This window comes from Streptomyces pathocidini, assembly GCF_001418495.1.
Lineage (GTDB): Bacteria > Actinomycetota > Actinomycetes > Streptomycetales > Streptomycetaceae > Streptomyces > Streptomyces pathocidini.
Genome location: NZ_LIQY01000079.1, coordinates 20,824 through 35,799, shown reverse-complemented (window position 1 = coordinate 35,799; position 14,976 = coordinate 20,824). Strand labels below are relative to the sequence as shown.

General features: G+C 70.8%; 15 protein-coding genes. 13 read left to right on the top strand and 2 right to left on the bottom strand.

What is annotated here, in order from left to right:
- The 3 genes from AOK16_RS05260 to AOK16_RS05250 form a co-directional block, all read left to right on the top strand.
- Positions 1 to 1,169 (top strand): sensor histidine kinase (locus AOK16_RS05260; protein WP_055471041.1); only part of this gene is annotated, 1,169 nt, incomplete at its 5' end.
- A 380-nt stretch (positions 1,170 to 1,549) separates the two neighbouring features.
- Positions 1,550 to 1,849 (top strand): DUF4193 domain-containing protein, encoded by a 300-nt coding sequence (locus AOK16_RS05255; protein ID WP_055471040.1) that lies wholly within the window; start codon positions 1,550 to 1,552, stop codon positions 1,847 to 1,849.
- A gap of 12 nt (positions 1,850 to 1,861) precedes the next feature.
- Positions 1,862 to 2,713, top strand: coding sequence for a hypothetical protein (locus AOK16_RS05250; RefSeq protein WP_240483384.1), 852 nt, complete (start codon positions 1,862 to 1,864; stop codon positions 2,711 to 2,713).
- A gap of 112 nt (positions 2,714 to 2,825) precedes the next feature.
- Here AOK16_RS05250 and AOK16_RS05245 read toward each other — a convergent pair whose 3' ends face one another.
- Positions 2,826 to 3,269 (bottom strand): DUF3093 domain-containing protein, encoded by a 444-nt coding sequence (locus AOK16_RS05245; RefSeq protein ID WP_055471042.1) that lies wholly within the window; start codon positions 3,267 to 3,269, stop codon positions 2,826 to 2,828.
- 59 nt (positions 3,270 to 3,328) lie between these two features.
- Between AOK16_RS05245 and AOK16_RS05240 the strand changes: the two genes are divergently transcribed.
- From AOK16_RS05240 to kdpC, 7 genes are all read left to right on the top strand, one after another.
- The gene (locus tag AOK16_RS05240; RefSeq protein ID WP_055471039.1) at positions 3,329 to 3,913 is read left to right on the top strand and encodes a PaaI family thioesterase; all 585 of its coding nucleotides are present in this window, start codon (positions 3,329 to 3,331) and stop codon (positions 3,911 to 3,913) included.
- On the top strand, positions 3,910 to 4,425 hold the full coding sequence (gene dut / locus AOK16_RS05235; RefSeq protein WP_055471038.1) for a dUTP diphosphatase: 516 nt from the start codon (positions 3,910 to 3,912) through the stop codon (positions 4,423 to 4,425). The genes AOK16_RS05240 and dut overlap by 4 nt, the downstream gene beginning before the upstream one ends.
- A gap of 1 nt (position 4,426) precedes the next feature.
- Complete coding sequence (locus AOK16_RS05230) at positions 4,427 to 5,215, top strand: DUF3710 domain-containing protein (RefSeq protein ID WP_055471037.1); 789 nt, start codon at positions 4,427 to 4,429, stop codon at positions 5,213 to 5,215.
- Positions 5,216 to 5,572: 357 nt separating this feature from the next.
- A complete protein-coding gene (gene kdpF, locus AOK16_RS05225) occupies positions 5,573 to 5,662 on the top strand; it encodes a K(+)-transporting ATPase subunit F (protein ID WP_055471036.1) in 90 nt (29 codons plus the stop codon).
- A gap of 8 nt (positions 5,663 to 5,670) precedes the next feature.
- Positions 5,671 to 7,398, top strand: coding sequence for a potassium-transporting ATPase subunit KdpA (gene kdpA / locus AOK16_RS05220; RefSeq protein WP_055471035.1), 1,728 nt, complete (start codon positions 5,671 to 5,673; stop codon positions 7,396 to 7,398).
- Complete coding sequence (gene kdpB, locus AOK16_RS05215; RefSeq protein WP_055471034.1) at positions 7,395 to 9,527, top strand: potassium-transporting ATPase subunit KdpB; 2,133 nt, start codon at positions 7,395 to 7,397, stop codon at positions 9,525 to 9,527. Before kdpA ends, kdpB begins: the two co-directional genes overlap by 4 nt.
- A 5-nt stretch (positions 9,528 to 9,532) precedes the next feature.
- Positions 9,533 to 10,189: a potassium-transporting ATPase subunit KdpC gene (gene kdpC / locus AOK16_RS05210; protein ID WP_055471033.1), complete on the top strand. Its 657-nt coding sequence runs from the start codon at positions 9,533 to 9,535 to the stop codon at positions 10,187 to 10,189.
- Positions 10,190 to 10,373: 184 nt separating this feature from the next.
- Here kdpC and AOK16_RS05205 read toward each other — a convergent pair whose 3' ends face one another.
- Positions 10,374 to 10,907: a GNAT family N-acetyltransferase gene (locus AOK16_RS05205; protein ID WP_055471032.1), complete on the bottom strand. Its 534-nt coding sequence runs from the start codon at positions 10,905 to 10,907 to the stop codon at positions 10,374 to 10,376.
- Positions 10,908 to 11,182: 275 nt separating this feature from the next.
- Between AOK16_RS05205 and AOK16_RS05200 the strand changes: the two genes are divergently transcribed.
- The 3 genes from AOK16_RS05200 to AOK16_RS05190 all read left to right on the top strand — a co-directional run bounded on the left by AOK16_RS05200 (position 11,183) and on the right by AOK16_RS05190 (position 14,973).
- Entirely contained in the window at positions 11,183 to 13,729 is a 2,547-nt protein-coding gene (locus AOK16_RS05200; RefSeq protein WP_055471031.1) for a sensor histidine kinase, read from the top strand.
- 70 nt (positions 13,730 to 13,799) lie between these two features.
- On the top strand, positions 13,800 to 14,483 hold the full coding sequence (locus AOK16_RS05195; protein WP_055471030.1) for a response regulator: 684 nt from the start codon (positions 13,800 to 13,802) through the stop codon (positions 14,481 to 14,483).
- Positions 14,484 to 14,574: 91 nt separating this feature from the next.
- The gene (locus AOK16_RS05190; RefSeq protein WP_079101079.1) at positions 14,575 to 14,973 is read left to right on the top strand and encodes an OB-fold nucleic acid binding domain-containing protein; all 399 of its coding nucleotides are present in this window, start codon (positions 14,575 to 14,577) and stop codon (positions 14,971 to 14,973) included.
- The last annotated feature ends 3 nt before the right edge of the window (positions 14,974 to 14,976 follow it).

The window sequence follows — 14,976 nt, the reverse complement described above, 5'->3', positions numbered from 1 at the left end:
CCTTCCCCTGGCTGCGGCCGACCATCCGGATAAGGCTCACGCTGCTCTACGGCGGCATGTTCCTGATCGCCGGCATTCTCCTGCTGCTGATCATCTACCTGCTCGCCGCCCAGGCGCTGAGCGGCGGCAACGAGCTGCCCTTCAAGCTGCTCAGCGGCAGTTTCCGGCCGACTAGCACCAGCTGCCCCGAGCTCGCCCAGACGGCCAACGTCGACCAGTTCAACGCCGCTCTCGACGAGTGCATGGACCACCAGCGCCAGCTCGCGCTGGACAACCTGCTGCGCCGCTCCCTGCTGGCCCTGCTCGGCCTGAGCGTCATCGCCTTCGCCTTCGGCTACGCGATGGCCGGCCGGGTCCTCTCACCACTCGGCCGGATCACGCGCACGGCCCGCCAGGTGGCCGCCACCGACCTGTCGCGGCGGATCGAACTCGACGGCCCGGACGACGAGTTCAAGGAGCTGGCCGACACCTTCGACGAGATGCTGGGCCGGCTCGCCCGGGCCTTCGACGCGCAGCGCCGCTTCGTGGCCAATGCCTCGCACGAGCTGCGCACGCCGCTGGCGATCAACCGGACCCTGCTGGAGGTCCAGCTCTCCGACCCCTCGGCGACCCCCGAGCTGGCCCAGCTCGGCAAGACGCTGCTGGCCACCAACGAGCGCAGCGAGCAGCTCGTGGAGGGCCTGCTGCTGCTCGCCAGGAGCGACAACGAGATCGTGGACCGCAAGCCGGTCGACCTCGCCGAGGTCGCCTCGCAGGCGGTCGAGCAGATCCGCGAGGAGGCCCAGGCGGCCGGTGTGGAGCTGCGCGGGGAGCGCGCGCCGGTGGTCGTCCAGGGCAACGGGATCCTTCTGGAGCGGATCGCGCTGAATCTGGTGCAGAATGCCGTCCGCTACAACACCCCGGGCGGCTGGGTCGAGGTCACCACCGAGGCCCAGTCGGGACAGGCGCTGCTGATGGTCTCGAACACGGGGCCGGTGGTTCCCGCGTACGAGGTGGATTCCATCTTCGAGCCATTCCGCAGACTCCGTACGGAGCGGACCGGCAGTGACAAGGGAGTGGGCCTCGGGCTGTCGATCGCACGGTCGGTCGCGCGGGCGCACGGCGGCCGTATCACGGCGGAGCCGCGGGACGGCGGCGGCCTCGTGATGCGCGTCACCCTGCCTGTCTGAGATGCTGGCCCCGCTTCGTTTCACACGGAAATTTCCGAGTTATCCTCGGGTATCCCCGTGTGGGATCGATCACAGAAGCGAATTTTCGGCCATCCACTCTCCGTGATCGCACAGGTCATGGGAAAGCCGGGAAAATCCTGGTTTTCAGTGGTCCTGATCACGGGAAGTACACGGGGAGGCCGTGTGCGGTGCGACATTCGGACCGTGTACGGTCCCGATCGCCATCCAAGCCGATCACCTCTTCAGGGGTGCGGTTGGGTGTCGATTGAGTAACAGACCTTGATGTGAGGCAAAATCTCCGCCTCGGGTCGGGCACAAGTCCGGCCTCTCACGCGTTAGTGCGCTGGAGACACCGCAGACACCCAGAGGGGGAGAGCGAAATGGCAACGGACTACGACACCCCACGCAAGACCGATGACGACGTCGACTCGGACAGCCTTGAGGAACTGAAGGCCCGCCGGAACGACAAGTCGACCTCGACCGTCGACGTCGACGAGTTCGAGCAGGCCGAGGGCATGGAGCTGCCCGGGGCCGACCTGTCCAACGAGGAACTGTCCGTACGGGTCCTCCCGCGCCAGGCCGACGAGTTCACGTGCATGAGCTGCTTCCTCGTGCACCACCGCAGCCAGCTGGCCGCGGAGAAGAACGGCCAGCCGATCTGCCGCGACTGCGCGGCCTGACAACGGCTCGCCGTGACTGACTCCACGCCGTCCCGCAGGGGCGTCTTCGAGCGGCGGCAGTCCTCTCCGGACGCATGCGACGAGCGAGGCCGCCCGGCCTCGCTCGCAGCCGCGGCCGGAGTTGGCGTGCGCAAGGGCGGACGGGGGATCCGGCACGGCCTCGGGCTGATCGCCGAGCGGATCGTCGACAGCGCGCCGCGCGTCCCGGTGCGCGACCTGGCCACGCTCCGCCGGCAGTTCCCGGACCTGGGCCCGGAGGAGATCGCGGACAAGCTGGTGGCGGGGGCCACCAAGAGCTCCGCGGCCGTCGGCGCCGGAGTGGGCGCCGCGGCGATGATGCCCGTGCCGCCGGCCCTGCCCGCCGAGCTGGCGGCCGAGGTCGTGGGCGTCGCCCTGGTGGAGTTCAAGCTCATCGCCGAGCTCCACGAGGTCTACGGCAGGCGGGCGGAGGGCGGTCTCAAGGAGCGCGTGGCCGCGTACCTGGGCTCCTGGTCCGACGAGCGGGGGATCGACGTCGCCAAGCCCATGACGGTCAACGCCGCGCTCGGCGTCCAGATGAAGCGCGAGCTGCGCCAGCGCATCCTCAAGCGCACGTTCCGCAATCTGCCGAACCTGATGCCGTTCATGATCGGCGCCGCGGTCGGCGCGGTAATGAACCGGCGCGAGACCCAGCGGGTGGCCGACAAGATCCGCAAGGATCTGCGCAAGCACCAGGTCCCCTGGGAGGCCCTGCCGGACCTGGAGCTGCGCGAGGAGTTCGAGGAGCCGGGCAGCCCCAAGGCGCTCCAGCACCAGGAGCGCCACAGCCTCCGCAAGCCCGGGGCCCCCGGGCCGGAGAGCGAGACCCCCGAGAGCGAGGCCTGAGCCCCGGACCCGTAAGTACCAGGCCGCCACGGCGGCCAGGCCCTTCGGACCCGGGTCGGGATGTACCGAGGCCGTCGGGACATACCGAGGCCTGAGCCCCGGGCCCGACGCCTCAGGCCTTTACGGCGGCCAGGGCGGCGGCCAGGCCCTCCGGATCCCGGGTCGAGAGGTAGAGGTACGGCGTCGGGTCCTCCGGGTCTGTGACCTCCACCCGCAGCGCGGTCGGGATGTAGCTGCGCAGCAGCATGAACGCCCGCGGGTCCGCCTTGCGGGTGCGCCAGGCGAGCGCCTCCTCGGCGTCCAGCGCCTCTGCGGTCCCGAGCGCCGACACCGGGATCCGCGCCTCGCCCGCGACCAGCGAATCGGCCACCACGCGGATCCGCGCCGAGCCGTACGAGCTGATCACCACGGCCGCCAGCGCCCCGCCGCCGATCAGCCCGCCGAGCATCGGCAGCGGCCCGAACGGGAGCAGGATCAGTGCCAGGGCGACCCCCGCCAGGGCGGCGACGAGCCACCACGAGCGCGGCGCGGTGAGGCGTTCTTCGTAGGACTGCATGCGCACCAGCTTGGCACGCGCGCGCTCGCGCGCCGCGCGCGCGGGTAGGGTCAGCACTCGTGAGTGGACCAACTGCTTCTCTGAAGCCTCCGACCGGTGCCGTGGCGCCGGAGCGGCACCCCGACGCGCCTCCGCCGGGAGAGCTCCTCGGGCCCCACTATGACCAGTGCTTCGCTTGTGGCCTGAAGCAGCCCCACGGCCTGCACCTGGCCGCCCGCGCTGGCGAAGGCGCCAGTGTCACCGCCGAGTTCACCATCGCGTCGGCGCACCAGGGCGCCCCCGGCCTGGCCCACGGCGGGGTGCTGGCAGCCGCGCTGGACGAGACGCTGGGCTCACTCAACTGGATACTGCAGGTGATCGCCGTGACCGGTCGCCTGGAGACGAACTTCGTCCGCCCCGTGCCGGTGGGCACGGTGCTGCACCTGGAGGCGCGGGCGACGGCCGTGCACGGCCGGAAGATCTACTCCGCCGCCGTCGGCCGGCTCGGCGGCCCCGACGGACGGGTGGCCGTGCGGGCGACGGCGCTGTTCGTGAAGGTCCCCATCGACCACTTCACCGACCACGGGCGGGCCGCGGAGATCAAGGCCGTGCTCGCTCAGCAGGAGCAGGTGAAGGCGGTCCGCGCACTCGAGGTGAACCCGTGACCCGCAACCCTGTCGACGTACTGATCCGGCGCCTGGACCCGGAGGTGCCGATTCCGGCGTACGGGCACCCCGGGGACGCGGGGGCGGACCTGGTGACCACCGAGGCGGCCGAGCTGGCCCCCGGAGAGCGGGCCGTGCTGCCCACCGGGGTGTCTGTCGCGCTGCCCGACGGGTACGCGGCCTTTGTGCATCCGCGGTCGGGCCTCGCCGCCCGCTGCGGTCTGGCCCTGGTCAATGCTCCTGGGACGGTCGATGCCGGGTACCGTGGAGAGATCAAGGTGATCGTGGTCAATCTGGATCCCCGCGAGAGTGTTCGATTCGAGCGGTTGGACCGGATTGCCCAACTGGTCGTCCAGCAGGTCGAGAGGGTCCGCTTCCACGAGGTGGCGGAGCTTCCCGGCTCGGCACGTGCCGACGGGGGCTTCGGGTCCACCGGTGGTCACGCCGCGGTGGGCGGCCCCGCCGGGGGAATGGATTACGCAGCGGTCGTTCACGGCCGGGAAGGACAGTGACGTGTTCGGACGTCGTCGCAAAGGACGCGCAGACGCTGAGAAGACTGCGGGCGCAGCCGAGCCGCTGGCCGACGGCGTGGACTCGGAGGAGTTCGAGTCGGACGGCGCCGCGGAGGAGAACGGGGAGCAGCGCCGGGTGAGCCTCCCGCCCGCCCCGCGCCCCGACGGGCCATGGGACATCTCCGAGGTCCGCAACGCCGAAGAGGGCCGGGTGGACCTCGGCGGCATCCTCGTCCCCGGGGTCGAGGGCATGGAGCTGCGGGTCGAGGTCGCCGGTGACTCCATCGTCGCCGCGACCGTGGTGCTGCGGGACAGCGCGGTGCAGCTGCAGGCGTTCGCCGCGCCCAAGAACGAAGGGATCTGGGGCGAGGTCCGGTCCGAGATCGCCGGTGGCATCACCCAGCAGGGCGGTGTGGTCGACGAGGTCGAGGGCCCGCTCGGCTGGGAGTTGCGCGCCCAGGTTCCCGTACAGCTGCCGGACGGCGCCAACGGGGTCCAGCTGGTGCGCTTCGTCGGTGTGGACGGGCCGCGCTGGTTCCTGCGCGGGGTGATCTCCGGGCAGGGCGCGGTGCAGCCGGAGGCCGCGGGCGTGCTGGAGCAGGTCTTCCGCGACACCGTGGTGCTGCGCGGCGAGGGCCCGATGGCCCCGCGCGACCCGATCGTGCTGAAGCTGCCGGACGACGCGCAGATGGTGCCCGAGGGCGTCCAGCAGGAGCAGGCCGAGGGCTCCCGCTTCGCGGGCGGCGTGGACCGCCTGCAGCGCGGGCCGGAGATCAGCGAGATCCGCTGACCGGGGCCGGGGCGCGGTGGACGCGGTCCCGGTGGCCTGAGATGGCCTGATACACGTCCTGACCGGTGGGTCGCACTCCCGAAAACGGAGTGCGACCCACCGGTCTTTTTGCTGCTTCTCGCTGGTCAGCGGCCGGTCACGGCGGCGTGCGTCAGGAAGTCGTCAAGGGCGCGCTAATGGCCGTAAGGGAGCCGTCAACGGCGGACAACAACGGTCATTTCAAGTGTTTCCTTCTGAGGTCAAGTTCAAGTAAGTCCGAACGTCTTAGGAGCACACGATGGCCGACGTGGCCTTCGTCGTCACCACGGTCGCGGTCTTCGCGCTGGTGGCGTTCATCGCCAAGGGGGTGGCGAAGCTGTGACTGCCGAGAACATCGTCGGTCTGATCGTGGCCGTCTCCCTCCTGGGCTACCTGGTCCTCGCCCTCGTCTTCCCGGAGAGGTTCTGAGCCAGATCATGAGCCCCGTCCTCGCCGGTGTGCTCCAGCTGCTCGCGCTCGTCGCCGCGCTGGCCCTGGCATACCGTCCGCTCGGCGACTACATGGCCGCCGTCTACAGCTCCGACAAGCACCTGCGCGTCGAGAGGTGGATATACCGCTGCATCGGCGCGAACCCGAGCGTCGGGATGCGCTGGCCCGCGTACCTGCGCGGGGTCCTCGCCTTCTCGGCCGTCAGCGTGCTCTTCCTCTACGCGCTGCAGCGGCTCCAGGGCAGCCTGCCCGGGTCGCTCGGCTTCGTCTCCATCGACCCGGACCAGGCGTTCAACACCGCCGCGTCCTTCGTCTCCAACACCAACTGGCAGTCGTACTACGGCGAGCAGGCCATGGGCCACGTCGTGCAGACCGCCGGTCTCGCGGTGCAGAACTTCGTCTCCGCCGCCGTGGGCATCGCGGTCGCGGTCGCGCTGGTGCGCGGCTTCGCCCTCCCCCGAGCTCTCGGCTCCGCTCGAGCAGGGGGGACCCCCATCCGCAGCGGTGAGCTGGGCAACTTCTGGGCCGACCTGGTGCGCGGCACCGTCCGCATCCTGATCCCGATCTCGATCGTCGGTGCGATCGTCCTCGTTGCCTGCGGCGCGATCCAGAACTTCGCGGGCATCCACGAGGTGGGCACGCTCACCGGGGGCACTCAGCAGATCAACGGCGGCGCCGTGGCCTCGCAGGAGGTCATCAAGGAGCTGGGCACCAACGGCGGCGGCTACTTCAACGCCAACTCCGCCCACCCCTTCGAGAACCCCAACGCGTTCACCAACCTCTTCGAGATCTTCCTGATCCTGCTGATCCCGTTCGCGCTGACCCGGACCTTCGGCCGGATGGTCGGCAGCGTCAAGCAGGGCTACGCGATCCTCGCCACCATGGCCACCATCTGGCTCGCCTTCGTCGGCCTGATGATGTGGACCGAGTTCCACGGCTCCGGCCCGGCGCTGGAGGCGGCCGGCGGGGCGATGGAGGGCAAGGAGACCCGGTTCGGCATCGGCGCCTCCTCGATCTTCGCGGTCTCCACGACCCTGACCTCGACCGGTGCGGTGGACTCCTTCCACTCCTCCTTCACCGGGTTCGGCGGCGGCGTCACCATGCTCGGCATGATGCTCGGCGAGATCGCCCCCGGCGGTGTCGGCTCCGGCCTCTACGGCATGCTGATCATGGCCATCATCGCGGTGTTCATCGCGGGCCTGATGGTCGGCCGTACGCCCGAGTACCTCGGCAAGAAGCTCGGCACCCGGGAGATCAAGCTCGCCGCGTGCTACATCCTCGTCACCCCGGCGCTGGTGCTGGTCTTCACCGCGCTGTCGATGGCGCTGCCGACCCCGCCGGACTCGATCTACAACACGGCGCAGAACGCGGTCGGCGGCAGTGGCGCCCACGGCTTCTCGGACGTGCTGTACGCCTTCACCTCCGGTGCCAACAACAACGGTTCGGCCTTCGCGGGCCTCAACGCCGACACGCAGTGGTACAACACCACGATCGGTCTGGCCATGCTGCTCGGCCGATTCGTCCCCATGGTGTTCGTGCTGGCGCTGGCGGGCTCGCTCGCCGAGCAGAAGCCGGTCCCCGAGACCGCGGGCACCCTGCGTACCGAGAAGCCGCTCTTCGCGGGGCTGCTGGTCGGCACGATCATCATCATCACCGGTCTGACCTACTTCCCGGCGCTGGCCCTCGGGCCCATGGCTGAAGGGCTGTCGTCATGACCACCGAAGTGAAGAAGCAAGAGACCTCCATGTCCACTCCGACCCTGGCTCCGCACCAGGACGCGCCGACCGGGCACAAGGCCGGCCGCGTCGGCGGCGGCCTGTTCGACCCCAAGCAGCTGGTGAAGTCGCTGCCGGACGCGTTCCGGAAGCTCGCCCCGCGCGTCATGGCCAAGTCGCCCGTGATGTTCGTGGTGGAGATCGGCTCGGTCGTCAGCACCGTGCTGGCGATCAAGGACCCGGGTGACTGGTTCGGCTGGGTCATCGCCATCTGGCTCTGGCTCACCGTGCTCTTCGCCAACCTCGCGGAGGCCGTCGCCGAGGGCCGCGGCAAGGCGCAGGCGGACACCCTGCGCAAGGCCAAGACCGACACCGTCGCGCGGCGCCTCGTGGACGGCACCGAGGAGCAGGTGCCCGGCACTCTGCTGCGCATCGGTGACCTGGTCGTCTGCGAGGCGGGCGACATCATCCCGGGCGACGGCGACGTCGTCGAGGGCGTCGCGTCCGTCGACGAGTCGGCGATCACCGGTGAGTCGGCCCCGGTCATCCGGGAGTCCGGCGGCGACCGGTCCGCGGTCACCGGCGGTACGAAGGTGCTGTCCGACCGCGTCGTCATCAAGATCACGACGAAGCCGGGCGAGACCTTCATCGACCGCATGATCAACCTGGTCGAGGGTGCCGCCCGGCAGAAGACGCCCAACGAGATCGCGCTGAACATCCTGCTCGCGTCCCTCACGATCGTCTTCCTGCTGGCCGTCGTCACCCTCCAGCCCTTCGCGATCTACGCGGGTGCCGAGCAGTCGCTGATCGTGCTGACCGCGCTGCTGGTCTGCCTGATCCCGACCACGATCGGCGCGCTGCTGTCCGCGATCGGCATCGCTGGCATGGACCGGCTCGTGCAGCGGAACGTGCTCGCCATGTCCGGCCGGGCGGTCGAGGCCGCGGGCGACGTCTCCACGCTGCTGCTCGACAAGACGGGCACGATCACGCTCGGCAACCGCCAGGCGGCCGAGTTCGTACCGGTCAAGGGCGCCACCGAGGCCGAGGTCGCGGACGCCGCCCAGCTCTCCTCGCTGGCCGACGAGACCCCCGAGGGCCGCTCGGTCGTCGTGCTCGCCAAGGAGAAGTACGGGCTGCGCGAGCGGCACCAGGGCGAGCTGGAGAACGCCGAGTGGGTGCCGTTCACCGCCCAGACCCGCATGTCGGGCGTGGACCTGACGGAGGACGGCGCCGGGCGCAAGGTCCGCAAGGGCGCGACCGGTTCGGTCATCGCCTGGGTGCGGGAGCAGGGCGGCACGGTCGCCGAGGACGCCGACGGGATCGCCAACAGGATCTCCGAGGCGGGCGGCACACCGCTGCTCGTGGCCGTCGAGGATGCCAGGGGCGCTCGCGTCCTGGGCGTCGTCCATCTCAAGGACGTCGTCAAGGAGGGCATGCGGGAGCGGTTCGAGGAGCTGCGCCGCATGGGCATCAAGACCGTCATGATCACGGGTGACAACCCGCTGACCGCCAAGGCCATCGCGGACGAGGCGGGCGTGGACGACTTCCTCGCGGAGGCCACGCCCGAGGACAAGATGACGCTGATCAAGCGGGAGCAGGCGGGCGGCAAGCTCGTCGCGATGACGGGCGACGGTACGAACGACGCCCCGGCGCTCGCGCAGGCGGATGTCGGCGTGGCCATGAACACCGGTACCTCGGCCGCCAAGGAGGCCGGGAACATGGTGGACCTGGACTCCAACCCGACCAAGCTCATCGAGATCGTGGAGATCGGCAAGCAACTGCTGATCACCCGGGGCGCGTTGACGACTTTCTCGATCGCCAACGACGTCGCGAAGTACTTCGCGATCATCCCGGCCATGTTCGCGGTGGCCTATCCGGGGCTGGACAAGCTCAACATCATGGGCCTGGCCTCGCCCGAGTCCGCGATCCTCTCCGCGGTCGTCTTCAACGCGCTGGTCATCATCGCGCTGGTCCCGCTCGCCCTGAAGGGCGTGCAGTACCGGCCGGTGAGCGCGGACCGGATGCTCCGCCGGAACCTCGGCATCTACGGCCTCGGCGGCCTGATCGCGCCGTTCATCGGCATCAAGATCATCGACCTGGTCCTCTCTCTCATCCCTGGCATCGGGTGAACGGCATGAACAACTCCTTCGTGAACTCCGCACGGCTGCTCGGGGCGGGGCTGCGCGCCCTGCTCGTCCTGACCCTGGTCTGCGGTGTGCTCTACCCGCTGCTCGTCACCGGGGTGGCCCAGGCTGTCTTCCACGACCAGGCCAACGGGTCCGAGATCGAGAAGAACGGCAAGGTCGTGGGCTCCACGCTCTACGGCCAGACCTACGACCTGCCCAAGAAGAACCCCTCCGACCCGGAGGAGGCGCCGCGGCCGGATCCGAAGTGGTTCCAGCCCCGGCCGTCCGCGGCGGGCACCAACAGCGTGAACACGCAGTACAGCATCCTGCTGTCCGGTGCCTCCAACCTCGCGGCCGACAGCAAGGTGCTGCTCGACTCCGTCAAGGAGCGCCGCACGGCGTACGCGGAGCTCAACGGCGTCAAGGAGTCCGAGGTCCCGGTGGACGCCCTCACGGCCTCCGCCTCCGGCATCGACCCGCACATCTCCCCGGAGAACGCGGAGCTCCAGGCGGCGCGGGTGGCCAAGGCCAACGGGCTGGACAAGGCCCAGGTCGAGAAGGTGGTGAAGGAGCACACCGAGGGCCGCACCGCCGGCTTCCTCGGCGAGCCGCGCGTCAACGTGCTCGAGCTCAACCTCGCGCTCGAGGAGCTCGCCAAGAGCTGAGCGAGCCCACCAGGAACTGAGCGAGCCAGCCGAAAGCCGAGCGAGCCCGCCCAGAGCTGCCCGGTACGGCCGACCAGCACCCGGCCCCCCGGTACAGCGAAGCGGCCCGCCCCCACTCAACAGGGGCGGGCCGCTTCCGCGTTGGCCGCCTTCCGGGTTCGCGCTTCCGCGTTCGCGTGAGCGCCTACCAGACGTCCCCGTTCCGCCAGTCGCACACCAGCACCCCCGTCAGGTCGAGCCGGGCGCCCGCGGGCAGGACGTACGTACTCCCGTCGTCCTCCTCGGTCCGCGCCATGCCCGTCGGGGTGAGCGCGCACGTACGGCCCTGCCAGCGCTGCCAGCCGCGGGCCGCGTAGAACCCGGAGGTGCCGTCGGCCACGGAGAGCGCGCCCAGCTCGTACGCCCCGCGCACGACCCCTTCCAGCGCGGCCATCACGGCCGAGCCGTGCCCCTGCCCGCGGCGGTCGGAGCGCACCGCGACGCCCTCCACGTAGCCGGTGCGCAGCGCCCTGCCCGCGTGCAGCAGCCGCCGCTGGACCACGGCGCCGTGCCCGATCAGCTCCTCGCCCTCCCATACCGTCGCGTGCACCCCGCCGAGGGTGTGGTCCCAGTCCGTCTCGGTGAAGCCGCCCTGGAAGGCGGCGTCGAGCAGCGCTCGGACGGCCTTGAGCTCATCGCCGCCCAGCTCCGCGGTGTGCGCGGTCCGTACCTTTCTCATGCGGTCATCTTGGCAGCCCCCGCGACCAGGCACGATGCCTCGGAAGAAGATCGTTATGGTTCGTCAGGAGGGTGGCGGAGAAAGGGAGTTCGGCTTGCCCCGGCTTTCCCGTACGGGGCGCATATGGGGTGTGACCAACGCCCCGCGCCACCAGGCGCGCGTCAGGGTTGTGTCAATGCGCGGGGTGATCGCGGATCCCGTCCGATTTGTCCCAGCTCTCGGACGTATGGTCGATCAGGACGTACGGAACAGCTCTTTCCGAAGACAATGGGGCCATGGGACGCGGCAAGCTCAGGATCTATCTCGGCGCGGCACCAGGCGTGGGCAAGACCTACGCCATGCTGTCCGAGGCACATCGCCGGGTGGAGCGCGGCACCGACTGCGCGGTGGCCTTCGTCGAGCACCACGGGCGGCCCCGCACCGAGGTCATGCTGCACGGCCTGGAGCAGGTCCCGCGCCGCGAGCTGGAGTACCGCGACACCGTCTTCACGGAGATGGACGTGGACGCCGTACTGGAGCGCAGACCCGAGGTCGCGCTCGTCGACGAGCTGGCCCACACCAACGTGCCCGGCTCCCGCAACCCCAAGCGCTGGCAGGACGTCGAGGAGCTGCTCCAGGCCGGGATCGACGTCGTCTCCACGGTCAACATCCAGCACCTGGAGTCGCTGGGGGACGTGGTCGAGACGATAACCGGCGTCCGGCAGCGCGAGACCGTGCCCGACGAGGTGGTGCGCCGCGCCGACCAGATCGAGTTGGTCGACATGTCGCCCCAGGCGCTGCGCCGCCGCATGGCCCACGGCAACATCTACAAGCCGGACAAGGTCGACGCGGCCCTGTCCAACTACTTCCGCCCCGGCAACCTCACCGCCCTGCGCGAGCTGGCCCTCCTGTGGACCGCCGACCGGGTCGACGCCTACCTCCAGGAGTACCGCTCCGAGCACGAGGTCTCCACGATCTGGGGCTCCCGCGAGCGCATCGTCGTCGGCCTCACCGGCGGCCCCGAGGGCCGTACGCTCATCCGCCGCGCCGCGCGCATGGCCACCAAGGGCGCGGGCGGCGAGATCCTCGCTGTCTATGTGGCCCGCAGCGACGGCCTGACCGCCGCCTCCCCCAAGGAGCTCGCGGTCCAGCGGACCCTCGTCGAGGATCTCGGCGGAACCTTCCACCACGTCATCGGCGACGACGTGCCGGACGCGCTGCTGGCCTTCGCGCGCGGGGTCAACGCCACCCAGATCGTCCTCGGCTCCAGCCGCCGCAAGGCCTGGCAGTACGTGTTCGGGCCCGGCGTCGGCTCCACCGTGGCCCGCGAGTCCGGCCCCGACCTGGACGTCCACATCGTCACCCACGACAAGGTCGGCACCGGCCGCGGCCTGCACATCGCGCGCGGCGCCCGCCTCGGGCGCTCCCGGATCGTCGCGGGCTGGCTGGTCGGCGTGGCCGGGGCGCTGTTGCTCGCCCTGCTGCTCAGGAGCGTGGGGCCGGGCCTGGGACTGGCCAACGACATGCTGCTCTTCCTGTCGCTGACCGTGGCCGCCGCCCTGCTCGGCGGGCTGCTCCCGGCGCTGGCCTCGGCGGCCGTGGGCTCCCTGCTGCTCAACTGGTTCTTCACCCCGCCCCTGCACACCTGGACCATCGCCGATCCGAAGAACATCGTGGCCATCGTGATCTTCTTCGGGGTCGCGGTCGCGGTGGCCTCGGTCGTGGACCTGGCGGCACGTCGCACCCACCAGGCCGCCCGGCTGCGGGCCGAGTCGGAGATCCTCTCCTTCCTCGCCGGGAGCGTGCTGCGCGGCGAGACCAGCCTGGAAGCCCTGCTGGAGCGGGTCCGCGAGACCTTCTCCATGGACTCGGTGGCGCTGATGGAGCGCAGCAGCGAGGTCGACCCGTGGACCTGCGCGGGCACCGCCGGCGACGCCGGGCCGCTCGTACGGCCCGAGGACGCGGACGTCGACATGCCCGTCGGCGACAACATGGCCCTCGCCCTCAGCGGCCGCGTGCTGCCCGCCGAGGACCGCCGGGTGCTCGCCGCATTCGCCGCCCAGGCCGCCGTCGTCCTGGACCGGCAGCGCCTGCTCGGCGAGGCCGAACAGGCCCGCGCGCTGGCCGAGGGCAACCGGATCCGCACGGCCCTGCTGGCCGCCGTCTCGCACGATCTGCGCACCCCGCTGGCCAGCATCAAGGCCGCGGTGACCTCGCTGCGCTCGGACGACGTGGCCTGGTCCGAGGCGGACGAGGCCGAGCTGCTGGCCGGTATCGAAGAGGGCGCCGACCGCCTCGACCACCTGGTCGGGAACCTCCTCGACATGTCCCGGCTCCAGACCGGCACCGTCACCCCGCTGATCCGCGAGGCGGACCTCGACGAGGTGGTGCCCATGGCGCTCGGCGGCGTCCCCGAGGGCAGCGTCGTTCTCGACGTCCCCGAGGACCTGCCGATGGTGGACATCGACAAGGGGCTCTTGGAGCGCGGGGTGGCGAACCTGGTCGAGAACGCCGTCAAGTACAGCCCCGAGGGCGAGCCCGTCCTGGTCTCGGCCAGCGCCCTCGGCCCGCGCGTCGAGGTGCGCGTCGTGGACCGCGGCCCCGGCGTCCCCGACAGCGACAAGGACCGTATCTTCGAGCCCTTCCAGCGCTACGGCGACGCCCCGCGCGGCGCCGGCGTCGGCCTCGGCCTGGCGGTGGCGCGCGGCTTCGCCGAGGCGATGGGCGGCACGCTCACCGCCGAGGACACCCCCGGCGGCGGCATGACGATGGTGCTGACCCTGCGGTGCGCAGGGGGCCGCCCGCGGACCGGCGCCGAGCTCCCGGCCGAGGCCACTTCATGACGCCCGCATCGGCGATGTTCACGAGACAACCGCGTGCGGCCCGGCGCCGTACGGGAGAAAGGCGACACGGATGACGCGCGTTCTGGTGGTGGAGGACGAGCCGCAGATCGTACGTGCCCTGGTGATCAACCTGAAGGCGCGCAAGTACGAGGTGGACGCCGCCCCCGACGGCGCGACCGCGCTGCGGATGGCCGCCGCCCGCCACCCCGATGTCGTGGTCCTCGACCTCGGCCTGCCGGACATGGACGGCGTCGAGGTGATCAAGGGGCTGCGCGGCTGGACGCGGGTGCCGATCCTGGTCCTCTCCGCGCGCCAGACCTCCGACGAGAAGGTCGAGGCGCTCGACGCGGGCGCCGACGACTACGTCACCAAGCCCTTCGGCATGGACGAGCTGCTGGCCCGGCTGCGGGCCGCGGTCCGCCGGGCCGAGCCCACCGGGCCCACCGGGGACACCGTGATCGTCGAGACCCCCGGCTTCACCGTCGACCTGGCCGCGAAGAAGGTCAACCGCGAGGGCCGTGACGTACGCCTCACGCCCACCGAGTGGCATCTGCTGGAGGTGCTGGTCCGCAACACCGGCCGCCTGGTCAGCCAGAAGCAGCTGCTCCAGGAGGTCTGGGGGCCCTCGTACGGCACCGAGACCAACTATCTGCGGGTCTACATGGCGCAGCTGCGCCGCAAGCTGGAGGCCGACCCCTCGCACCCGCGCCACTTCGTGACCGAGCCGGGCATGGGCTACCGCTTCGAGCCGTGACCGGCGGTGGGTTCCCGCTCACCGGGGCCCGCGCGCAAAGTCGGGACTTCGGGCCGTGATCGGGCGGCCCCCGCCCCGGTACGCTTCCGGTATGAGTGCTGTCCCCCGTCCACAGAAACCGGCCGGCCGGTTCCGCCGGATGCTCGACCGGCTGTCCTCCACCGAGGAGGAACTGCACGCCGACGAGCTCCAGCAGGCCGCCGAGGCCGCGGGGTGCACGCGGATCTGCGACTGCGACGACCGCCAGATCGTGAAGGTCACCGGCACCCTGCGGACGGTCACCCTCCGGCCGCGGGCCGGGGTGCCCGCGCTGGAGGCCGAGCTGTTCGACGGCTCGGCCGCGCTGGACGTCGTATGGCTGGGCCGGCGGTCCATCACCGGCATAGAGCCCGGTCGCAAGCTCGTCGCGTCGGGGCGGGTCTCGATGAGCCGCGGCCGCCGGGTGCTCTTCAATCCGAAGTACGAACTCCGACCGCTCGGACAGGAGTAGCCG